The 21953-nt window shown below is 67.3% G+C and carries 12 protein-coding genes; all 12 read right to left on the reverse strand.

All coding sequences use genetic code 11. The features are described 5' to 3' along the window. Positions 1-62: 62 nt before the first annotated feature. Positions 63-353 carry a hypothetical protein gene (locus tag ACQP1G_RS41585; RefSeq protein WP_433195506.1) on the reverse strand — a complete coding sequence of 97 codons (291 nt, stop codon included), beginning with the start codon at positions 351-353 and terminating at the stop codon, positions 63-65. 48 nt (positions 354-401) lie between these two features. After that, the gene (locus ACQP1G_RS41590; protein ID WP_433195508.1) at positions 402-704 is read right to left on the reverse strand and encodes a WXG100 family type VII secretion target; all 303 of its coding nucleotides are present in this window, start codon (positions 702-704) and stop codon (positions 402-404) included. 130 nt (positions 705-834) lie between these two features. Beyond that, complete coding sequence (locus ACQP1G_RS41595) at positions 835-1641, reverse strand: ESX secretion-associated protein EspG (protein ID WP_433195510.1); 807 nt, start codon at positions 1639-1641, stop codon at positions 835-837. Next, positions 1638-2624 carry a PPE domain-containing protein gene (locus tag ACQP1G_RS41600; protein WP_433195512.1) on the reverse strand — a complete coding sequence of 329 codons (987 nt, stop codon included), beginning with the start codon at positions 2622-2624 and terminating at the stop codon, positions 1638-1640. The genes ACQP1G_RS41595 and ACQP1G_RS41600 overlap by 4 nt, the downstream gene beginning before the upstream one ends. Positions 2625-2652: 28 nt before the next feature. Beyond that, complete coding sequence (locus ACQP1G_RS41605) at positions 2653-2985, reverse strand: PE family protein (protein WP_433195514.1); 333 nt, start codon at positions 2983-2985, stop codon at positions 2653-2655. A 34-nt stretch (positions 2986-3019) separates the two neighbouring features. Then, a complete protein-coding gene (locus tag ACQP1G_RS41610; protein ID WP_433195516.1) occupies positions 3020-4312 on the reverse strand; it encodes a hypothetical protein in 1293 nt (430 codons plus the stop codon). A 2-nt stretch (positions 4313-4314) separates the two neighbouring features. Continuing rightward, on the reverse strand, positions 4315-4626 hold the full coding sequence (locus ACQP1G_RS41615) for a hypothetical protein (protein ID WP_433195518.1): 312 nt from the start codon (positions 4624-4626) through the stop codon (positions 4315-4317). A 135-nt stretch (positions 4627-4761) separates the two neighbouring features. Beyond that, entirely contained in the window at positions 4762-5061 is a 300-nt protein-coding gene (locus ACQP1G_RS41620; RefSeq protein WP_433195520.1) for a YbaB/EbfC family nucleoid-associated protein, read from the reverse strand. Between the two features lie 27 nt (positions 5062-5088). Further along, positions 5089-5430, reverse strand: a complete 342-nt coding sequence (locus ACQP1G_RS41625) for a hypothetical protein (protein WP_433195522.1) — start codon at positions 5428-5430, stop codon at positions 5089-5091. Positions 5431-5463: 33 nt separating this feature from the next. Next, positions 5464-6249, reverse strand: coding sequence for an ESX secretion-associated protein EspG (locus tag ACQP1G_RS41630; protein ID WP_433195524.1), 786 nt, complete (start codon positions 6247-6249; stop codon positions 5464-5466). Beyond that, a complete protein-coding gene (locus ACQP1G_RS41635; protein WP_433195526.1) occupies positions 6246-8075 on the reverse strand; it encodes a hypothetical protein in 1830 nt (609 codons plus the stop codon). Before ACQP1G_RS41635 ends, ACQP1G_RS41630 begins: the two co-directional genes overlap by 4 nt. Positions 8076-8389: 314 nt before the next feature. After that, a complete protein-coding gene (locus ACQP1G_RS41640; protein WP_433195528.1) occupies positions 8390-21919 on the reverse strand; it encodes a sigma-70 family RNA polymerase sigma factor in 13530 nt (4509 codons plus the stop codon). Between the last annotated feature and the right edge of the window lie 34 nt (positions 21920-21953).

The following is a 21953-nucleotide window of genomic DNA, read 5'->3' on the forward strand; positions in this document are numbered from 1 at the left end:
TGAATCCGGCCGGCCCGCAAGCGCAGCGCTGATGGACCGGCCGGATGGTCGACCTGGCGGGCTCAGGCCCCGAAGCCGTCACCGATCTTGCCGTCCGTGCCGAGCGCGCGGTGCAGCGAATTCTCCACGGCCGCCGCGACATTGTTGAGCGAGGTGAGCGTGTCGCCGTACTCGTTGTGCCAGGCGTCGTAGACCGACTTGAAGCTGGCGTGGGCCACGTTGCCCTCCCACGCCACCTTGAGCACGCCGCCCGCATCCTCCATATCGCTGCCGTACTTGACCAGGTCGCCGTGCAGCGTGACCAGGTCGTTGAACAGGGCTGTCATCGGGCCCTTGGCGTATGCCATCGTCATGATGAGTTCCTCCGAATCGAAGACTGAATGATGTTCTGGCCCAGTCGACTACAGGCTGATGTGCTGGAACCCCTCTTGGTTCTGCTGCTCCATCTGGATGTACTGCTGGGTACCGTGACCGACCTGCTCGGTAATGGCGTTGAGCTTCTTGTGCAGCTCCTGGGAGTGCTGGGCCCAGTTGGTGGAGGCCGCGACGAACGCCGCCTTCGCATCGCCTTCCCAGTGGGTCGCCGCGGCGACCTCGTCGTCGATCTTCTTCAGCGTGCGCTGCATGTTGTCGACCGCCGCGGCCATGAACTCCTCGGCCTTCTTCGCGGTCGGCTCGTCTACGTGTACACCTTCACCACTCATCGTGGACACCCTCTCGTGTAGTGATTCCAATGCCCGGCAACGATGTCGGATGACATCGCCGGAAGGTTGGCGAGCTTTGCCGTAGCGATCGATTGCGGGTCGCTCGAAAAGGTCAGCACGCCCTCAGGGTCTACTGCGGAAGCCACCTTCCCCCGGGCAGAGATTCGATCAAGGCCGAAGTCGCTTGCGCGATACGGTGATCGGTACCCGGTGTCACCGTGGACCAGACCTGCTGATCCGCAGCAATACCGGGCGCGGCCACAATGCGACCGCGTCCGGTGTCATAGACCGCGACCGCGCCGGGCGGCCGGGTGGTCGTGCCGTCGAGATGGGCGTAGGCCACGATCTCGGCGAAGGTATGGCAGGTGGCCAACGCCAGCCCATAGGCGGTGGCGTCGCGATCGGTGACGCCGAGGGCGTAGACCGCGTCCGCGTAATCCGCGGAGGTCTGCGCCGCGGCGAGCCGCTCGCTCAGTTCGCTGGACAACGCACTGAAATTGACGACGTCCGCGGGCGTCGCGGGGCCGAGTGCGTCGAGTAGCGGCCGCACCAGCGCCTCGCCCGATCCGTCCGCCCACACGGTGCGCACGTCGAAGATATCGCCGGTGCGCACCGCAACCGCATGATGTTCGCCGCGGCGGGCCAAGCAGATTCGGGTCACGGCGGACGTCGCATCGGGTTCGGTGCGGTAGATCCGGGCCACCAGTTCGCGATCGGGCTGGGCCAGCGTGAACATGGCATCGGCCAGTTCGGGTTCGACATCGCCTTCGGCATCGAGCACGCCGGCGCCGAGGAGTTCGGTCGTCGCGCGCTGCTGGGCCGCAACCCATGCATCGAACGAATCCTGTTGCGGCCCAACCGATAGCACCAGCGGCAAGGTTTGGACGCCGAGCCGTTCGGCGATCACGAGCAGGCCGTCGTTGGTCATGGTGGTCATCCGGCGCCTCCCGAGGCCGTCTGGCCGGTGGCCGTTGCGGCAGGCGCTTGCGGCGCGCCGAGCACGGCCGGGGCGGAGACGATACCGAGGTCGGCGCCGATGACGTCGCCGGTCACCGCACCCGCGCGGGGCGCGTATTCCTCGTCCTCGCCTGCCCCGGCCGCCCCCATCGCGCCCGGAACCATCGGCAGCGCATTGGAACTCGCATTCGCGGTCGTCGAAACCGGTTGCGGTGTCGTCATTTGCACCGGTTCGGGAGCTTCGGTGAAGACCGGCGCGCGATAAGGCTGTAGTTTCGCCGCCGTCACGATGGCGCCGATCCCGCCCGGCATGAACATTCCGGGCGTGACCCCGGGTAGCGCGGGCATGGCCGACCCTGCGGATACCGTCGCGCTCGCCTCCTCGGCCGCCAGCGCCTCAGGGGTCGCGATCACCGGCGGTTCCTGCTGAATCCACGGGGCCGCAAGCGGTTCGGTCGCGGCCTCATAGGTCTGCATCACCCGCGAGGCGGCCGCCTTCGCCATATCGGCGTCGGCATCGGCATCGGCCGCCACTGCCTTGATCGGTGCGCCGAGCGCGCCGCCGATCGATTCCAGCATCCGCTGCACGGCCTGGATCGCGGCGATCTCGGCGGTGTGCGGCATGGTCAACCGGGCCAATTCATAGGCGGCGGCCTGGGTTTCGGCGCGCACCGCGTTATTGCCAGCGGCGGTCGCGGCATCGGCGAGCCAGTCGCGCAGCATCGAGATCCGATCCAGCACCGGCCCGCTCGTGGTGGACTGCCACGCGCCGCGCATCGACGCGACGATCAGTTCGTATTCGGCAACCGCCGTACCGAAACCGGTGGCCAAGCGGGCCCACGCGGCACCGGCCTGGGCCATCGGTACCGCACCGGGACCGGTGGACAGTTCACACGCCAGCCGATCCGGCTCGCGCGCGCCCCAGACCACACCGGTGAAACCGGGCTGCGGTGGTTCGATCATTGTTGCTCCGTGTCGTTTTCGCTGATGTTCAGGCCGCGCCGGGGATGGCGAAGTCGGCGACGCTGTCGTTCTCGGCGCGACCGAATTGCGTGGCCTGCGAGCGCAGCGTCGCCGCCAGCTTGCGCAGCTCCACGATTCCGGCGGCCGCACTCTGGCCGTAGGAGCCCGCGACATCGTTCATTGTTTGTGCGGCCCGCATCGACACTTCGTCGACACCTGCGGGCGGCACCGTCAACGCGGGCGAGCCCTCTGCGAACTCCGCCTCCAACCGGGCCGCCAGCCCGTCCAGCCGGGCCGCCGCGTCGCGGGCCGCCGCCGGATCGAACAGCACACCATCGAAATCCCCACCGCCGCTTGCCATCGCAACCTCCTGAATTCGCACCGCGGATCAACCGTTAGAGGGTGAGTTCCTTATCGGGTGGTGGCTCCGAAATTTGTTCGGCCGCGCCGACCACCGGCAGCGAGACCCCTTCGATCGGACCGACGACCTCTTCGCCGTGTTCGGCGTTGACCAGGAAGGTCGGCATATCGCCGCCCGCATCCCCGGCCCCGCGCGCACCGGCCGCCCCGGCGCCGTAGGGCATCATGCCCGGACTGCCGGGAGCGCCCGTGGCACTGCGCACCGCGCCGGCGGATTCGACTGCGGCGGAAGCACTTCCGGATGCGCCGAAACCGGCGACGCCGCTGAGTCCGGCGGCGCGCGGACCGGTCCACGGACTCAGTGGCGTCGCAATGGGTGCCGCGCCGATACCGCCGATACCGCCACCACCACCGCCGCCCGCACCATCACCACCCGCGCCGGTGTGCTCGGCCTCTTCCCGCTCCTTGGCCTCGCGTTCCTGCTGTTCCTTCGCGATGGTGTCGGCCTGCAATTTCTGGGCCTGCGTGGCGCTCTGCGTCGCCACCTGGGTGAGCGTCTGCGCGCCGGTCTGCGCCATGGTCATCAGCGGGGTGAGCATCTGCATCACCTGCTGCATCGAGTCGACGCCCTTGGGGGCGTTGGTGACCTTGACCTTCTTGCCCGCCGCGGTCATATTCGCCGAATGCGCGGTCATTTCGATCCGCGTCTTGGTCACCACCGCGACGCCCTCGGTGATCGCCTCCACCGTCGCGGCCGCGATAAACGCTTGTCCGCCACCGGTAGCCAGCCACGGCGAGGCCGCCGTCACCGTGGCCATGTACTTGGCGATGACGGCCGCGAGCAGCGCGCCACCGGTCGCCACCGACGTCGCGCCGCCGACCAGCGTCGCCTTTTCGTGTGCACTCTGGGTCGCGAGTTCCGCGCCGTTCTCCGCGGCCTGCCCGGCCTTGTTCGCCGCCTGCATCGCGGCCAATCCCTGCCAGAGCGACATCACCGTCTGCAGCGCCTGGGTGCCGAGTTGGATCGCGGTCTGCGCGGCCTGAGCGGTATCGGAGAGCACCTTGGTCGGATCGGGTCCACCGCCCGCGCTCGCGCCGAGCGTTCCGGTGCCGAAACCGCTCGCCATATCGGTGAGCGGCCGGGCCAGTGCAGCCAGATCGATCACCGGCAGGGGCGGCAGTTCGGGCAACGGTGGCAGCCCGTTGATACTAGGGAGGGGCCCGAGACCCATATCCCGCAGAATGTCGTCGACCGGGCGATCGATCAGCGGCGCAAGGGCACTGCCACGCAGTAGATCAACGATCGACGGGTCTAGCGGCGCGTTCATTGTCAGACGCCAGCAGCGCCGAATTCGGCGCCGGATGCCGCCTCGGCCGCTTCGTAGGCGGCGGCGCCCTGGTGCGCCGTCAGCGCGGTACCCGCGTGCACACCGGCCAATTCGAACACCGAGCTCACGTGATTGAACTGCGCGTACCCGTAAGCCATCAGCAAGTCCTGGCCGATCAGGCCGAAGACCGGCGCGGCCGCCGCGACAGTGGCCACCTGATCGAACGCTCCCGCGGTCGCCACCCCGGTCGCCATCGCTACCGCCGCGTCCCCGTAGGCACGAATCGCATCTGGTGTTGCTACGACATCGCTCATCGTATTCCCCGATCCAGTAATGCAATTGACCAACACTGAGAACCTACCAATCGGACTGCAAGGCCCGAAAGCAAATTTGCACAAACTTAAGGTTCTTGACAAAAGTTCTACGGGGGCGGAATGAACGTCGGGTGTCTACTCGGCAACTTCCTCGTTGAACGCGGTGACCAGTTCGCTACGCCGATCGAAGGCGCGCCGCACCGCAGCCGCCGCGGTCGCCACCAACGTCGACTCGAACTCGGCTGGCGTCATCGTCGAAACAGCTTGGGAGAACTGCAGATCCACCAGCGCACCACTGCCGTCGACCTCCACGGTGATGGAGCCGTCCTGCGCGGTCTCCCGGCCGCGCACCCCGGCCATATCGTCGGTCAGATCCCGAATCCGGTACAGCCGCCGCTGCACGCTGGCCATCAGTTCGTCCATGGTCTCGTACATGATGAAAGCTCCTCTCGCGCAATGGGACTAGACTTGGCGTAGCCAACTGTCCGGCTCCGTCTCGTACTCCTGCTCCTCGGCGAACTCTTGGTGCGCCACCTCTTGCGCGGTCGGCAGACCGGTCAGCGCCAGCATGTCGGCGGGCACCCCGGCCGCAGCCAGCTCCGCCCTGCGCGCCATCCCGGCCCGGTTGGCCGCCTGCTTGCACAGCCGCAACACCTCCGCCGCCAAACCCTGTGGATCCCGCTTCAATTCGGCGGGTTCGATCGAAATACCAAGTGGTAGACCCTGTTCTGTGGTGCGCACCGAAATCGCGCCGTTACGCGAGGTCGCGGTCCATTCGACCGATGCCTGTTGCTCGTCGTTCACCAGTCGCCTCCTAATCGCCGAATCCAGTTCGAATCAGACCCGTTCGTCCTTGATCGCGCGGACCACCTCGGCGACCCGCGTATTGATCATCGACACAAGCTTGTTCGCATCGACCGACCGCGCCACCGGCGGATTCTGGTCATCGATCGCATAGCGTCCGTCGTCTCGGACGTCACGCCACTCCAGCCGATGCCGGGTGATCCCCCGCGGCCCGAAACGAGATCTGCCCTGGATCACATCGATCGTCCCGGTGCACGAGGACGGCAACGCCAGGAATTCCGTGGAGCGATCGGCGACCGTGTCGTCGAAAGTGTCGTGCACCGCGGACCGGCCGTGCGAATAATCCAGGCCGTCACCCTCGTCCTGGGTGGACAGCACCACGTCGGCACGACGGCCCGGCTCGACCTGCGGCAGCGCCCGCACGATCGCACCGGCCAGATCAACGGCATCACATGCGTTCGCTGTGAAACCACCTGAATGCCAATATGTTTCGCCGCACAACTCGGAGAAGACATAGCCGCGGTCACCGCGTCGGACACCGTGCAGCCGAACCGGTGCCTGCGCGTTCCACGGGTCCGCCGGATCGTAGCCCTCCGCGACGATGCGCAGGTCCGGGAAGGCCAACACCTCCAGGACACTGTCGAATGATCGGTCTCCGGTTCGCCGGAGACGATCCATCGCCTCGTTCCGCTCGGCTACGTAATCTTCGTTCACCCAGGTGCGGCAGGTGTATACGAACGGTTCCGGGAGGTAGTCCTGCTCCAGCGCCTCCCACTGGACGATGAACTCCAGGTCGGTGTACTTCCAGGTGCGATTCATTGCTCGACAACGGGTTTGACGACGACGGGCGCGTCGCCCAGCGCCTCTTCGATGTGTTCGACCGAATCGAGATACGCGGCGCGCTTGTGCTCCTTGTTCTGCCCCTGGCCGGCACCATGGCCCGCGGGCCCCATACCGCCGGGCGAACCCGCCTGACCTGCGGTCGCGATACCCGCACGGCTCGCCGCCGCTAGCCCTGCCGCCTCGGCAGCCGCCGCACGCGGGAACAACTTCGAATTCTGCAGGCTGTTGGGCGAAAGACTCGCTCCAGCACCGCTGCCCGCACCGCCACCGACGCCGCCGCCGCCCTTGCCGCCGCCACTGCCGCCGCCCGCCTTGAGTGCGTCCTTGTTCAACGCCGACAGTGCCGAAGGCAGCCCGGCGAGCCCGGCCGACTGCATATCCTTTGCCGCCGCGGCCTGCGCTTGCTGGGCCGCCGCCTGTGAGGCCTGGTCGAGTGCCTGCTTGACACCATCCATGCCCTGCTGTGCGGACTGACCGGCTTGTTGGGCGGCTTGCTGTGCGGCTTGTTGGGCGGCTTGCTGTGCAGCCTGCTGCGCGGCGGTGCGTTGCTGTGCGGCTTCGCGTTGCGCGGCCTCGTGCTGCGCCTGCTGCCGCTGTTGCTCGAGCTGTCGTTGCTGGTCTGCAGCCGTCTTCTGAGCCTGTTCGCTTGCCCGACGCTGCGCGGCGAGCGCCTGCTGCGCCGCCCTCGACTGGGCAGCCGAGGATCCGCCGCCAGTGCCACCGCCAGTGCCACCGCCACCCCCGCCCGGCCCGGTATTCTGCTTCTTTTCCGGCGGTGGCGGCGCTGTCGGCTGCACCACCGGGCTCACCGGCTGCACCATCAGCGGAATCGCATCGCTGGATGCTTCGAGCCCGGGTACGTACCAGTCCCGGAAGATCCGCTTGGCCTGCTCGACTTCCTCACGCCCGTACTGGGTCCCGACCTGATCCGGCGGAATATTGGGCGTATTCGCCTGTGCTGCCCACAGCCAACCCGAAGTGTCCAACAGGTTGCCCGAGATCTTCTGCATGCCGGCGATCATGTTCTGAACACCGGACGCATAGGCCTGAACCGCCCCGGCAGCCTTGACCGCGGCGTCGCTGTTCCAGCTTCCCGAAGTCTGCATCGTGGTCATCTGGTTGCCCAGATTCGTGGCCGGCGCCACCAGTCGGTCCGCCATCGACTTCCAGTAGCCGGACGCATCCGCGGTGCGCCCCATGCCGTCGATCAAGGATTGATGCCAGCTGTAAGCGGTCGGATAGTCCAGGATGCTGGACGGCTCCGCGCGGACCGGTGTCGTATCGCGGCCGTCCTTTTCGCTGGCATACGCCTTCAGGTCGGCGGGCGGCCCACCGTACTTATCGGTCCGTCCGGTCTTGCCGCCCCATTCCGGGATCTTCGTCGCTCCGGTGGCGGGCAGGCTCCAAGTGCCATGCCGCTGGGCGGAGCGAGCATTCCGGAGCCGATCGAATCCGGAGGTGTTCGCCTCTTCGGCCGTCGTGTACAGCTTGCCCGCGGTGATGAACTGCTGCGCCAAATCCTTCAGCATGGTCTGGTGGCTCTTGGCGCGATCCTTCAGATCGCGACCCGCACGTTGGAACTTGCCCTGTAATGCGATGCCGGAGGGCAGATTTCCGAATCCGTCGACATTCTCCACGAAGTGTGTCCAAGCCTCGATGGTGTTGAACACGTCGTACAGATCGATGGCGTACTCCGCCAGTGTCTGCAGACTCTTCTGCTTCACCGTCAGGTGCTGGGAATCCTTGCCGATGTCGTCTCCGGAGAGCTGCCACGCATTGGGCTTGTCATCAGTGGGTGCCATCGGTCAACTCCTGTCCCGCTCGGTGCTGCCTCGACGCGCGGCCCCTCGCCCGATTCGCGTCGCCCCTCATCCACGCACACACGACTCCGATCATCCCATGACGTGCGTGAACAGCCGGTGTCCTCATCGTGAAACGTCCTTGTGCTCTTCGGCATCGACATCAACGCCGCAGGCTATCTCGACCCACCGATTCGCAGGCCGGTCCTTGACGAAATCTCGACGTCTATGCCCACTGTGGCGCAGCGTAACTCGCGCGCTCGGCGGCGGTGACCGATCGGAAGTCGATCGCCCTAAGGGGCGGTAAAGAATTGGGGTCATGTGCCCTCCGATTGGTCCGGGAGGCGGTGATCGGTTGAGCCGTCACCGGTCGGGCCGGTGGGCAGAGTTCGGCTTCGGCCGCCGAGCATGCTGTTCACCTCGATGATCTGGACGGCGATATCGCGGCAGTGCGCGCAGTCTTCGAGATGGGCTCGGACTTGGGCGTCGGCTCGTTTGGCCAACCCGTTGCGAGCCCAGGTGCCGAGTCGTTCGACCGTCGGTCGGCAGGATTCGCTGGGTGCCTCGCTGATGTGCATCTGCAGGTATGCCTGCCGTAGTGCCTCGCGAGCCCGAGAGGACAACTGGCTGAAGGCATTCGGTGTGAGACCGAACGCCGGCGCCGCCTCGCCCGCCTGGATGCCCTCGACCTCGGTCTGCCACAGCGCGGTTCGCCAGCGCTCTTGCAATGTGTCGAATGCCTTGGCCACCATCGACTGCTCCAACTGCCTCACCGCGGTGTCGACGAAGGGCACACCCGGGTCGACCTGGGTCATATCGTCGGTGAAGACCAACCGGTTGTCGGAGTGGGCCGGACCGCGGTGCACGGTGTTGCGCATCGTGGTCAGCAGGTAGGCGCGGAACGACTTGTCGGGGCCGCCGCCCTTGCGTATTACGTCCAATACCTTGGTGAACGATTCGGACACCACGTCGTCGACGTCGGCCGGGGAGCGGACCAGACGGCGGGCCTGGGCGCGCGCCGCAGCTGCGTGGCGTTCGAAAAGGTCTCCGTAGGCGGCGGTTTCACCGGTGCGGACGGCGGCGATGAGTTCGGCATCGGTGCGGCCGATCTCGGGTTCCGCGCTGCTTCGGGGATATTGCCCCGGCACCCTGCTGTCTTGCTCCGGAACCCCGCCCGCTCGCTCCGGAACTCCGCCGCCCCGCGCCGATGCCCCGCCGCCCTGCTCCGGAACCCAGCCGCTCCGCTCCGGAACTCCGTCGCCCGACCGATCGGGTCGCGCCTCGTGTCTGGTCGGATCCGCCGCGGTTGCTGTCTCCCGTGCCGGTCTGCGCTGTGCGGGAAGTTGGCGCTGCCGGGGTTCGGGGCGATGTCCGTCTTCGTGCGGAACCGTTGCAGCGGTGAGGATTCGGTCGCCGCGCACGATGAAACGGCCCGACATCTCGGTCACCGGCGGACCGGACAGGGTCGTGCCGTCGACGAGGAGCTGGGCGTGGAATGTGCCCGCGGCGACGTCGAAGGTGAGCAGTGCGTCGCGGAAGCCGATCTTCGAGCGGCCGGTCAGCTGGTACCACGCCTTGTAGACACTCTCCTTGGCGGAGAACAACACTCGATCCCAGTGCACACCGTCGCGCTGGCCGATCTCGGCCAGCCACGCCTGCTCCTCCGGTCGGGCCGCGATGCGCATCGCCCCTTCGAACATCGGGCCGTTGTCCTCGGCATCGATGCCGATCGACCGGACGTGCGCCGCATCCGCAACCACCGCGGCGTAGTAGCCCTCCTTGTGCGTGATGGCGCCGACGACACCCGCGGGCCACAGCGGTTCCCCCTTGGGGCCGCGCAGGATCGGCGTCTCCGGGATACCGAGACTCCGCAGGGCGCGGCGTGCCGCCGTCCTGCCGTTGGTGGCCTCGCGTATCCGCACGTCAGCGGTTTTATCGGTCAGCAGCGCCGCGCGCTCTTCGAGCAGCAGCGAAGCGGTCGGGTCGTGACCGATGATCTCGGCGGTGTGCAATTCGGGTTCGGAAAGGAAGTTCGCGAGCAGCCCGGGCTCCTCGCCTGCGGAGGCGTCGACTGTGAACCGGGTCGACTCGCCGTCCTCGAGATCCGCGGTTTCCGTTGCGGTTCCCGGCTCGTCGGAGCCTGCAGCGGCGACCACGGTGGCATCGGTTGCCGCAACGTCGGACAGCGGACTGTCGACTTCGAACCACACGGTCTTCCCGTCTCGCCGCACGTCGACGCCCCATATGGAGGCCGTTTCGTCCAGCAGCCCGAGGCCGCGTCCGTGCGTGCCGACCTCCAGCGCACCCGATTCCCACGCATCCAGATCGATCTCCGATGCGTCGACATCGAAGGTCCCGAAGTCGCTCTCCTCCTGCCGCTTCGGCAGCTCTCGGCTGGCATCGTCGACGGCCACCCGCAGGTGCGTATCGTCCAGCCAGATCCGCATGCGCGCACGGCCTTCCGGCGCGTACCTGGCCACGTTGGTCACCAACTCCGACACCAGCAGTCGCACGCCCTCGCGTTTTTCTTCAGGCCAATCGGTGAGCACGTCGACCACGGCACGACGCGCGTCGCCCACCCGCTCTTCGACGGCACCTCGCGGGAAGGTCAGGTCCACCGTCGGCTCGGGAGTTGGCTGCGCATCATGCGATCCGGCCGACTCGAAGAGTTCGAACCACCTCGTTCTCGTCCCATCGGTGTGCAATCGGAAGCCCCAGCTTCCGGACTTCTCGTCGAGCAATTCAGTGACCCGGCCCGATTCGGTCCGCGCATCCGACTCGTCTCGCACCGGCAGATCCCGACTCTGATCGGTCACCTCGACCAGCTCGCGTCGGCTGCCGGGCTCACCGAGCACCGTACGTTCCACCGTCGGGCTGTCCGTCGCGGTTCGGGTCAGGGCGTCGGTCAGCTCGGTGCTCGACTCGGCGTGCGCGGCATCCGGCCACTGCGAGGTCGTCGGCGCTTCTTCGGCGACCGCCGTATCCGGTGGCGTCTCAGACCAATTGGCGTGACGTTCGCGCAGGTCGGCGACGATTACGTCGGCGAATCGCTCGATCGGCACCGTCCGGCCATGCTGTCCGGCCCGTTCGAGCTCGCGCCAGCCGGTTCGGAAATCCTGATCCCACAGCGGATAGACGGTGAGTTCGACCGTTTCGTCGCCGAATCGGCACTCGATGAACTCGCCCTCGATATTGGTTTGGAAGCCGTGCAGCCGCCCGCGATTGATCCGGGCACGATGGCGCAGGCCGTGATCGATATTGTCCTGCGCCACCTCCGGCGGCGAACCGAGGTGGTGGAAAGCGGCGAGGGCCTTGGCGAGCTGCGGGATCTTGCGCGAGTCCACAGCGATCGCGATCTCGCCCGGAACATGCACGCGGACATGGCGTATCGGCTCGATCCCATCGGCGAGCCAGGGCGGCATGCGGTTCGATTCGGTCAATGTGAAGCTCGAATCGCCGACCGTCGCGTGCAGCTCTCGATCACCGGGGACGCCGGTCTCCGCCAGCACGATACGGACTTCGCCGTCCGGATTTTCCAATTCCCGCTCGACGAGGTCGGCAAGCTCGAGCCCGGCGTCGTCGATCTTATCGGCGGGCCAGTCGGGCAACTGGTCACCGAGCCAATCCCATGATCCGGCCGCGGCTTCCACCCGCGCGGCCGCATCGGGTGCGGTCTCGCCCGCGGCGTGCGCGACCAACTCCGAGCGGTGTCCCGATTCGGTATCGCGTACCTCGGGGGGATCGTGCGCCGCGGGTCGGTCGGGGTTGTGACCGGATTCCTCGCCGGGCGTGGTCTGGCCGACCCGCAGGCGGCCTGCTGGTGGCGTCGCGGTGCGGTCACCGACATTTTCGACGACCTGTCGGTCATGCCATACCGCGGCCCAGGTGTCGACGGCCTCGGCTCGGGAACCACCGGCCAGCTCCGGCAGCGACACTCGGCGGCCATCCGGATCGGAGAACGATTCCCGGCCATGTGCGTCCAGGCCGTGGTAGGTGACTTCGACGCCGTCGAGGGTGAAAGCCCAAGTGCCGTCACCATTGTCGCCCACGTAGGTCAGGGTGTAGGCATGCGCGCCGACGCCGTGTTCGTCGACGGTGGCACGTTGTTCCAGCACCCACGCCGTCGAGCCCGGACCGGCGCCCTCGGCGTGGATCAGACCTTCGGCGATGCGCCCATGTCCGGTGGCCGCGGCGTCGGTGCGGAATCCTTCGAGCTCCGCCCCGTTCAGATGGGGGCGGATCTCGTCTATGGACCGTCCGCTCGGATTGCCCGGCTGCGGATCGGGCACGCTCACCACGCTGCCCCGCTGATCCGCATTGACCTGCCCCAGCGACTCCGGGACGCAGTTGTTCACCGCGGGCTGCGCCGGATGTCCGGTCCCGGCCGAATTCGGATGTGGCGCTACCGCCGAATGCGCCTGTGCACCTACGGAACTGGACTCATCGGGGGCGACCGTCGGTTCGGGTTGTTCGGCAGCCCGCTCGGATACGGATGCACCCGCGGCCGGGGGTTCCCCGGTCGCCGCGCTGGGCGGTTCGGGGACCTCTTCAGCCAGGGGTAGGTCAGGCAGCTGGGAGGCTGCGGGGGGCTCGGGCAACTCCGGAGCCGAGAACGACTCCGGCAATTGCGCGGGCGGGGCGGGCGGTTCGGGTAGCGGCCCCTTCGGCGGTTCCGGCAGGACGGAACGTCCGCCGCCGGGCCCGGGCTCGATAGCAGTGTCGCCCTGGTCGAGGCGGTAGCGGACGGTTGGTAGCAGGCCGTCGCCATCGCTTTCGATGGTGACATCGAGGGTCTGGTGGCCCGGACCGCCGGTGACCTTCGCCGAGACGTGGACGCCGCCGCGGGCCAGACCGTGGTCGCCGGTGTGGGATTGTGTCGCCTGCTTGGTCAGTCGCCGGACTTCGGTTTGCGCCTCGGCGATCTTGCCTTCCGGCCAGCCGTGCATGATCTCGCCGAGTTGACCGGTGACGTGGGAGTGGCCTTGGCGGCCGTAGTACAGGGTTGTCCCGAAGCGACGGGTCAGCGCGGCGTCGGGTGTGTGCGGATTCAGTTCGGGCGTGAAACCGACGGTGAGCGGGCGGCGGCCGGTCAGCTTGCCCCACAGGCTGCGTCCGGCTCGATCTCCGGTCAGCTGTGGACGGTTCGCATCCCAGTCGTATCCGGCCTTCTTCGCCACCTGATGGGCCTGCTCCGAGGTGGCCTCGGGATGGCTGGCCAGGTGCTGGGCTTCGGTCAGTGCCGCCTCGAACCCGACTATGTCCTCCCGCGACGGTTTCCCGTCGATCAGCCGGTTCCACATTTCGGCGACGTCGCCGATCCGGTTCAACTCCGAATTCCGCATCAAATGGTCGCGGACCGATCTCAGATTCGCGATGATCTCCGGTTCCGGCCGCACATTGCCCCCGGCATCACGCAACCAGGTCGAACCGTCGGAATGACGCGGTAGCAGCGAGCCATTCGGATCCCGCACCCATTCCTTACTCGTGCCACGCACCCACCGCTTCGGATCACCGCCGGAATAGCGATCGGGATGTCGGGCGGCCTGCTCGGCGATCCGATGGACAAAGCTGTCGCCCTCATCGACACGATTGCGCTCGAACCGGTCGTATTCGCCCTGGGTCCATTCCTGAATCCGTTCGCGTGCTTGCTCATTCGACTGCCAGCGCGCCCTGAGCGAGTCGGCGATCTCCACACTTTCGCCGGTGTAGGGGCGCTGCACGCTGCCGTCGAGATGTCCGGAGGCCGTGCCACGCGGCGGGGTCGCGATCTCGGCGCGATGCAAGCGCTGCGGATCAGGTTGCGCATCGTCGAACCATGCGTGGGTGCGGGTGCCCCTGATCATCGGAACGAGATGGATCCACCGCCCGCCACGCACCGCCGGAATCCACTTCGTGACACCATCCAACGCGAACGCGATGCGCGGATGCCGCCGCACGAAATCGGCCGACAACGGCACCTGGACCGACTTGCCGTGCGCGGTATCGGCGGGCAACCATTTGGTGGCGCTCAATATCGCGCGGCCGATCCAGGGGCGATTCTGGATAAGGTTCTGGACCCACGGATGGTTCGGAATCCGGTCGAGAATGCCGAGGCTCAGAATCCGCGCGTGGAACAGGTCCATGCCCACTGGCGACTGCCACGCATCCACACCTTCCGGTACGAAGAAGACGGTCTTCGAGAACGGCAGGTTCTGCGGGAATATGAACTCCGGATATTCCCCCGGCGCGAAATCGTGGAAGGGCGCCATGAGTTCGTCGAATACCGGAACCATCGACACCTTGAACAGGAACGGCGGCTGCGGATCGGTCCACTTCCCCGGATACCTGGCCTTACCACCGGACTTCTCGACCGCGCCCGCATCCGTCGAAGGCAGCTGCTGGACCTCCTGGAATCGTCCGTGCTCGTCGACCACGAGCCGGACGAACCGCACCTCCAGCGGCAGTTTCTCCGACTTCGCCAGCCCGAGAACCAGATTCGAGTCCGTACCGGGCGGCAGGGCCCGCTGCAGCGCCTGCCGGTACTCGGCGGGTGCGGTACCCGTTCCGAGCACGACAATGCGTTCGTACGGGAACAGGGCGGACGGCCGCGTCGCGGGCACCACGCCGACGCGATCCGAAATCGGGAGCAGCTCGAGGGAATTGAGAGCGAGCAGGTGCGCACGCTGTTCGGCGAGCCGAGCCAGTTCGGTACCGGCCCGGTTCACCTCGCCGAGTGTGTCGCGCAGGGCGAGGAATGCCGGCGCACTACTCGATGACGGCTCGCGATAGCTGGGGCTCAACTGCGCCGGATCAGCCACCCCGAATCGGTCGGCGAGCCGCTGGCGTGCGTTCGTCGCGTTGTCGACGGCCTCGACCAGCGCCGGATGGCGATCGAGCAACTCCTGGTGGCGGCGGGTCAGTTCGGCGTGTGCGTCATCGAGCCGATCGAGTTCGAATTGTGCACGCACGAGCGCCTTTTCGGCACTCTGCACATGCTTCTGGTCCGCGGGAACGACTTCGGTCCCCGGCTGCCCGGATTCGAGCTCGCGCAGGGCCGCCGACAGTTCTCGCACGGCATCGCGGCCCTTATCGCGCTGCTCCTCGGCAACTTGAAGGAAATCCCGCACCTGTTGTGCGGCCGCGACCGAACGGTCCCGATCCTGTATCGCACCGTCGAGCAAGTCGAGTCGTTCGACATCGCGTTGGAACTCGCGCACCTCGTCCGAACTACCGAGCGCGTCGGTCAGTTGGTTCTCCAGTTGCCGAATCTGCTCCTGCACGGCCTCGCGCGCATCGGCGAGTTCAGTGAGCTCGAGCCGAATACCCTTGACCCGCAAGCCGTTTGCCCGGCTGTGCAGTTGATCCGCCCGATCTTGCAGCCCGCCGGCCCGGTCCTGCAATTCTTGTGCCCGTTGCGGGTCACCGGCGGTGCGTGCCGAGTCGGCCGCCGCCTGCAACCGCGTCGCCTCGTTGCGCGCGCGCGACTCGGCGGCGAACGCATCACGGAAGTCGTCCCGCGACTGCTGGATTTCGGCGCGTCGCGTTGACGACTCCGATTCTCCGGTCGAGGCGCCCTCGCGCGATGCCGTGGGTGGACTGTGCGCGGTCGGCTCCTCGGGCCCGCGCCCGGCGCCGTGCTCATCCGACGAGCCGACGCGCAGGCTCCCCTGCGGCGCTGGCGCGCCACGGTCGCCGACGTTCTCCACGACATGTCCGTCGTGCCACACCGCGGCCCAGGTGGCCGCGGTTTCCGCACGCGAGCCATTGGTCAACTCGGCCAGCGACACCCGATCGCCATCGGCCGTAACGAACCATTCCCGGCCATCGGCATCGAGCCCGGTATAGGTGACCTCGACGCCATCGACCTGGAAAAGGTGTGTGCCATCGCCGTTATCGCGGACATAGGTCACCGCGTACGAATGCGCGCCGACACCGTGCTCGTCCACCGTCGTGCGCTGGTCGAGCACCCAGGCCGTCGCTCCCTCGCCAGCACCTTCGGTGTGGATCAACCCCTCGGCCAGCCGCCCGTGCCCGGTCGAATTCGCGTCGGCGGCAAAGCCTTCCAGTTCGGCCCCACGCAAATACGGCTGGACCTCCTGCACCGGCATACCCGCCGGATCGTCTGCCGGATGGTCGGGCACATCCACGACATCCCCACCGTCATCGCGGTGCTGATCCGCATTGACCTGCCCCAGGGACATCGGCACACAATTGTTCACCGCCGAACCCGCGAGCGCCGCCGCCGAACCCGCGGCGATCGCACCGGTCGGCACCGCTGGCAGGGCCCGCTGCGTGCTGCCGTCGGACTCCTCGAGGGTGTAGCGCCGGACGCCGACTTGTCGTCCGTCACCGTCGGATTCGACCTCGACCACCAGCCGCTGCCGACCGGGCGCACCGGTCACCTGCCCCGAAACATGCACGCCGCCGCGCGCCAACCCGTGGTCACCACGATGCGACCTGGTCGCCTCGTAGGTGAGCTCGACCACCTCGGCCTGCGCCCGGGCGATCTTGGCCGCGGGCCAGCCGTGCATGATGTCGCCGAGCTGCCCGCGCACCTGTCCGAAGTCGCCGAAATGCCGACCGTAGTACAGGGTCGTGCCGAACCTGCGGGTACGCATCGGATCCGGAGCGTACGGGTCGAGCTCGGTGGTGGCTCCGACGCTGAGGGGGCGGCGACCGGTCAGTTTCGCAGGGAGGGTGCGCTCGGCCCGATCGCCGGTCAGGTGTGGACGGTTGCTGTCCCAGTCGTATCCGGCCCGCTTCGCCGCCTGATGTGCCTGCTGCCCGGTCGCTTCGGGACGGGTTGCCAGATGGTCTGCCTCGACCACTGCGGCCTCGAGGCCGATCACATCCTCCCGCAGCGGGTTTCCGTCGATCAATCGGTTCCACAATTCGGCGACGTCGGGAATCCGGTTCAGCTCCGAATTGCGCATCAGATGGTCCCGGGCGCGCTGCAGGTTCGTCACGATCTCCGCGTGCGGCCGGACATTGCCCTGCGCATCACGCAACCATGTCGAACCGTCGGAATGTCTCGGCAACAGTGCACCATCCGGATCCCGGACCCACTCGTTGCTCTTTCCGCGTACCCATCGTTTCCGATCACCGCCGGAATACCGGTCGGGGTGTTCGGCGGCCTGGTCCGCGATCCGATGGACGAGGCTATCGTCCGCCTCGACCCGGTTGCGCTCGAATCGGTCGTACTCGCCCTCGGTCCATTCCTGAATCCGCTCGCGCGCTTGTTCATTCGCATGCCAGCGCTGCGCGAGCGACCCGGGGATCTCCACACTCTCGCCGGTGTACGGACGTGTGACGCCGCCATCGAGATGTTGCGCCTCCGGACTGAACGATGGCCGCGCCAGGTCGGCGCGGTGCAGCGGCGCCGGATCGGGCCGCGCGTCATCGAACCACGCATGCGTACGGGTACCCCGGATCATCGGCACCAGATGAATCCACCGGCCGTTGCGGACACTGGGGATCCACTGCTCGACACCGCCCAACGCGAAGGCGATCCGCGGATGCCTGTTCACAAAATCCACCGATAGCGGCACGTGTACGGACCGACCGTGCGCGGTATTTGCGGGCAGCCATGTGGTGACGCCCAAGATCACCTTGCCGATCCACGGGCGATTCTGCACGAACTGGCGAACCCACGGATGGTTCGGAATCCGATCGAGGATGCCGAGACTGAGGATGCGCAGGTGGAACAGGTTCATGCCCACGTCGGACTGGAAGGCATGGACGCCCTCGGGCACGTCGTAGATCGTCTTCGAGAACGGCAGGTTCTGCGGGAAGAGGAATGCGGGCACCTCCCCCGGCTCGAAATGGTGGAAGGGCGCCATGATTTTGTCGAATACCGGAACCATCGACACCTTGAACAGGAACGGCGGTTGCGGCTCGGTCCACTTCGTCTTCTCCCACGGCCGCGCATGCTTCCTCGGCTCCGGCCACACACCCGACTTCTCCAGCGCCGTCGGTGCGGTCGATGCCAGTGCCTGCCCCGTCGCGCCCTGCTCCGCCACCTCGACGCGCACGAACTCCACCTGTAGCGGCAGTTTGTCCGACTCGGCAAGGCGCAGTACCAGTTCCAGATCCGTACCGGGCCGCAACGTGGCCTGCAGGGCCTGCCGGTAGCCAGCGGGCGAGGTATCGGTTCCGACCACCACGATGCGCTGGTCCGGGAAGGCCGTGGACGGCTCGGCCGCGGGCGCGATGCCGACGCGATCGGAAATCGGGAGCAGCCCCATCTCGTCGAGTGCCCGCAGCCCCAGCTGACGGTCGGCCAACCGCGCCGCCGCATCCTGGGCCCGCACCGACCGGTCCACCGCATCGCGCAGCGAGTGCACCAATTCCGTACCGGGCGAGGGCACTCCGCGATAGGACGGATGCAGCTGTCGGGGATCTCGTACGTCGAATGTGGCGGCCACCCGATCGCGCGCCTGCGTTGCCGCTTCCATCTCGCCGGTCAGGGCGTCGTGCTGCTGGACAAGTTCCCCGTGCCGCTGCTCGAGTTCGCCGTAGATGCCCTGCAGCCAATCGATCGTGGCTTGGGCACGGGCCAGTGCGGGGCCGGTCGCTCGGGCGAGTTCGCCGCGTTCCACTGGGGTCAAGGCCGTGCCCGGTGCTTCTGCGGTCCGGACTTGCGCCTCCAGTTCCCGCACGGCGGTCCGGCCGGACTCCAACTGCTCCTGGATGGGCTCCATCTGGTTGCGTAGTTCGCGCTGGGCGCCATCCACCCGGTTGCGCTCCTGTGTGGCGACGTCGACGCGGTCGATCAGCTCGAGATCGGTACTGAACTGCCGCACCTGTTCCGGGTCACCGATGGCAGCCGTCAGCTGCTCTTTCAGTTCGCGGATCTGTGTCTGCACCGCCTGCTGTTGCTCGGCGAGCTTGGCCTGCTCGGACCCGACCACCCTGGCGCGCAACAGATCTGCCTGCGTCCCGGCCGCATCGGCTCGGTCATCCAGCCGTCGCACCTGCTCGTCGAGTTCTATGGCCCGACCGTGCCGACCGGCCTCGCGCGCCTGTTGAGCCTGCGCGCGCACCCGAGTCGACTCGGCACGTGCGCGTGCCTCCTCGGTGAACGCATGGCGATATTCGGCGTGCAGCGAACGTACCTCGGGGCGCGGCTCGGTCGTGGCGCCCATCATCAGTTCCGGCGCCAAGCGCACCGCATTCGGGTTACCGAGACCACTGACCACCTCACCCGCGCGGATGATGACGGCCTCGGCGATCACCGCATCCGCGCGCGTCGCGCCGCCCGCCAACTCCGCCAGCGACTGCGGCTGGTGCCCCGGCAATGGTTTACCGTTCGCATCCGCCGCGACGAACCACTCCCGCCCCTGCGCATCGGTTTCGACATGGGCCGCATGCTTGCCGTTGACCTCGAAGTGGTTGTCCCCCTTGTAGGTCAGTGTGTAGACATGGCCCTGCGCACCGCCCGCATTGACCTCGGCGCGCTGCTCCGCGACCAGTGCGCTCGCCCCCTTGCCCGCCCGCATCGTCGCATCGACGATCTGGGCGTGACCCGACGAGGAGCGGTCCGGAGCGAACCCCTCGAATTTGCCGTGCGGAATCGCGCGCTGCACCTCGTGTAGCGGTACCCCGGCCAGATTCCGCTGCTGCGGCGCCGGCCCCTCGGCCACGGGACGGCCCTGCGCCTGCTCGAGATGGCGGAAGGCCTCTGGCACACAGTTGTTCACCGGTGATTCCGGTGCTGTGCGCTGTTCGGGCACTCGGAACGACTCGGGTGTGGGATGCGCCTGCGCTGGCTGCGGTGGGCGGTCTTCGGCGTAGGCGTGGGAGCCGTCGGAATCTGTCGATTCGGTGGGGACGACGGCGGATTCGGTAGCGGCGTGACCGGACTCGCGCGGTTCGAGGTCGACCTGGCGCAGCGCCGGATCGTCGGGTGGACGCGGCCCCGAATCAGCAAGGGCCGCATCGTCACCGCGGCGCTCCGAAACACCGGACTCGGCCTCGGGAGCGCTCGGCTCTGCGGCGTCGACCGGCCGTGCGGGCGAATTGTCGACCGGCACATCGGGGCGACGCTGCTCCGGTACGCGCGGTTCGGGCTCGCTCTGCTCGTCCACCGTTACCGGACGAGCACGCGAATCGTCTCCGGATGCTTCGGGTGCCCGCTGCTCCGGAACCCGAGCTTCCGCCTCGCCTTCGGCCCGACTCGTCGGTGCGGGTTTGTCCTGCTGCTCGGCAGCGAGATTCGTATCACCGCCGACTCTGTTATCGGAGCCGGCGATCCCGGCACGGGACTTGCCCGCACCGCCGGAATCGGTGGCACCGCGCTGTCCGACACCGCGCTCGGATTGTCCCTGTACGGTAGGCCTTTCCGGCGCCGGAGCCGGTCGGGCGCTGCTGCCGTCACCCGTGGACGCGGCCACTCGGGCACCCGAATCCGCGGTACGGGCACCACTTTCCGGCACATTGGCGCCGGCCGATGGCGTACCCGAACCTGCTGTCCTGGTAGCACCTTCGGCGGAGGTGCCGCTGGTACTGCCACCGTGGCCAGTGGTCGCGTTACTGCTCGCCAGTTGGACGCCCTGCTGGTGCAGGTCCCGCAGCTCGGCGACATGCTTGTCGCTGTACTGGTCGGCCCGGTCACCGACATTCGCCTCGGCCTTTATCTGTGTGGCTCTCTTGGTGATGTCCTCGGCGAGGTCCCGCGGTGAGCCCGGCTGCTGGTAGTTGTCGGGATGCGTTACCCGATTCACATCGCGAAAGAGTTTCTTACCTTCCGCGCTGGTCTCCGGGGTCACCACCGCAGGCTTGGCCACATGACCGTCACCATGTGCGGTCGTGCCCGTCGCGCCGACCGCTGCCGCACTGCCCATCCGTGCCCCGCCGAGTGCACCCATGCCGAACCCGGCCGCAAGCATCTGTCCACTGAACTTCGCATTGGGGTCGACCGCGGTCATCGCGCCGTACATACCGACGGCGCCGGCGGCACCGCTGACCAAACCGCTGGCAATACCCATCGTTCTCGGCGAAACCGCTACCCTGGCCACCGGATTGGCGCTCGCTGCCATCCGCTGGCCCAGATCCGATTTCACGGCGTTGCCGAGCCCCTTGGATACACCGAGTCCGGCGGCGCGACCGGCCATCCCGCCCGCGCCCCAGGTCAGGGCGCTGGTTCCGACATGACCCCAGTCGATGGGGCCGCCGGGATCGGAGATGAACTGGATTCCGATATCGGCCATAGCGCCGTGCGTGGCCGCCTTCGCCCCGGCTCCGGCCAGCCGGACGCCGCCGACGGCGGCCTTGCGGGCGAGCGAGTCCCCGGCCCACTTGTCCATCTGCAGGCCGATTTTCTTCAGGTAGGGCTTCAGGCCATTCCGCAGACCAGCCTTCGCCGCTTCCTCGGCTGCCAGTTCGGCGGCTTCCCGCTCGGCCACGGCGAGAGCCTCCCGCGACAGCACCAGTTCCACTGACGCGGCTCCCATACCGAAGGGCCAGAACTCGGCGATCAACGCGAATACCGAATAGGTCGTCATGCCGGCGAACAGCGCCGACCACATCTGGTCCTGGTAGAGCGCCTTCATCCCCTCGTGGGTGTAGTCACCGAGATTGCCGAGCGCCGAGGCCACATTCGGCACCGAATTGTCACCGGTGAACTGCTTGTCGAACTCCTGCTTCATCGCGGCGGAGCCCTCGCCGCCCTCGTAATGTTTCAGCGCTGCCTCGGTGGCGGCCTTCAGCTCCGCCTCGAGCTTTCGCATTTCACCGTCGGCCCATTTCCAGACCTCGCCGAGATCGTGCATAGGGGTCACTTGGCCGTTGGGATACGTCATGCCGAAATTGAGGGCACTGAGAATCCAGCCCGGAATCCAACTCCACAGCGGAGTGATGTCGATGAACATCTAGCCGACCCTTTCGAGCGACCTGCAAGCAGTC

It is taken from the genome of Nocardia sp. CA-107356 (assembly GCF_050946365.1).
In the GTDB taxonomy this organism is placed as follows: domain Bacteria; phylum Actinomycetota; class Actinomycetes; order Mycobacteriales; family Mycobacteriaceae; genus Nocardia.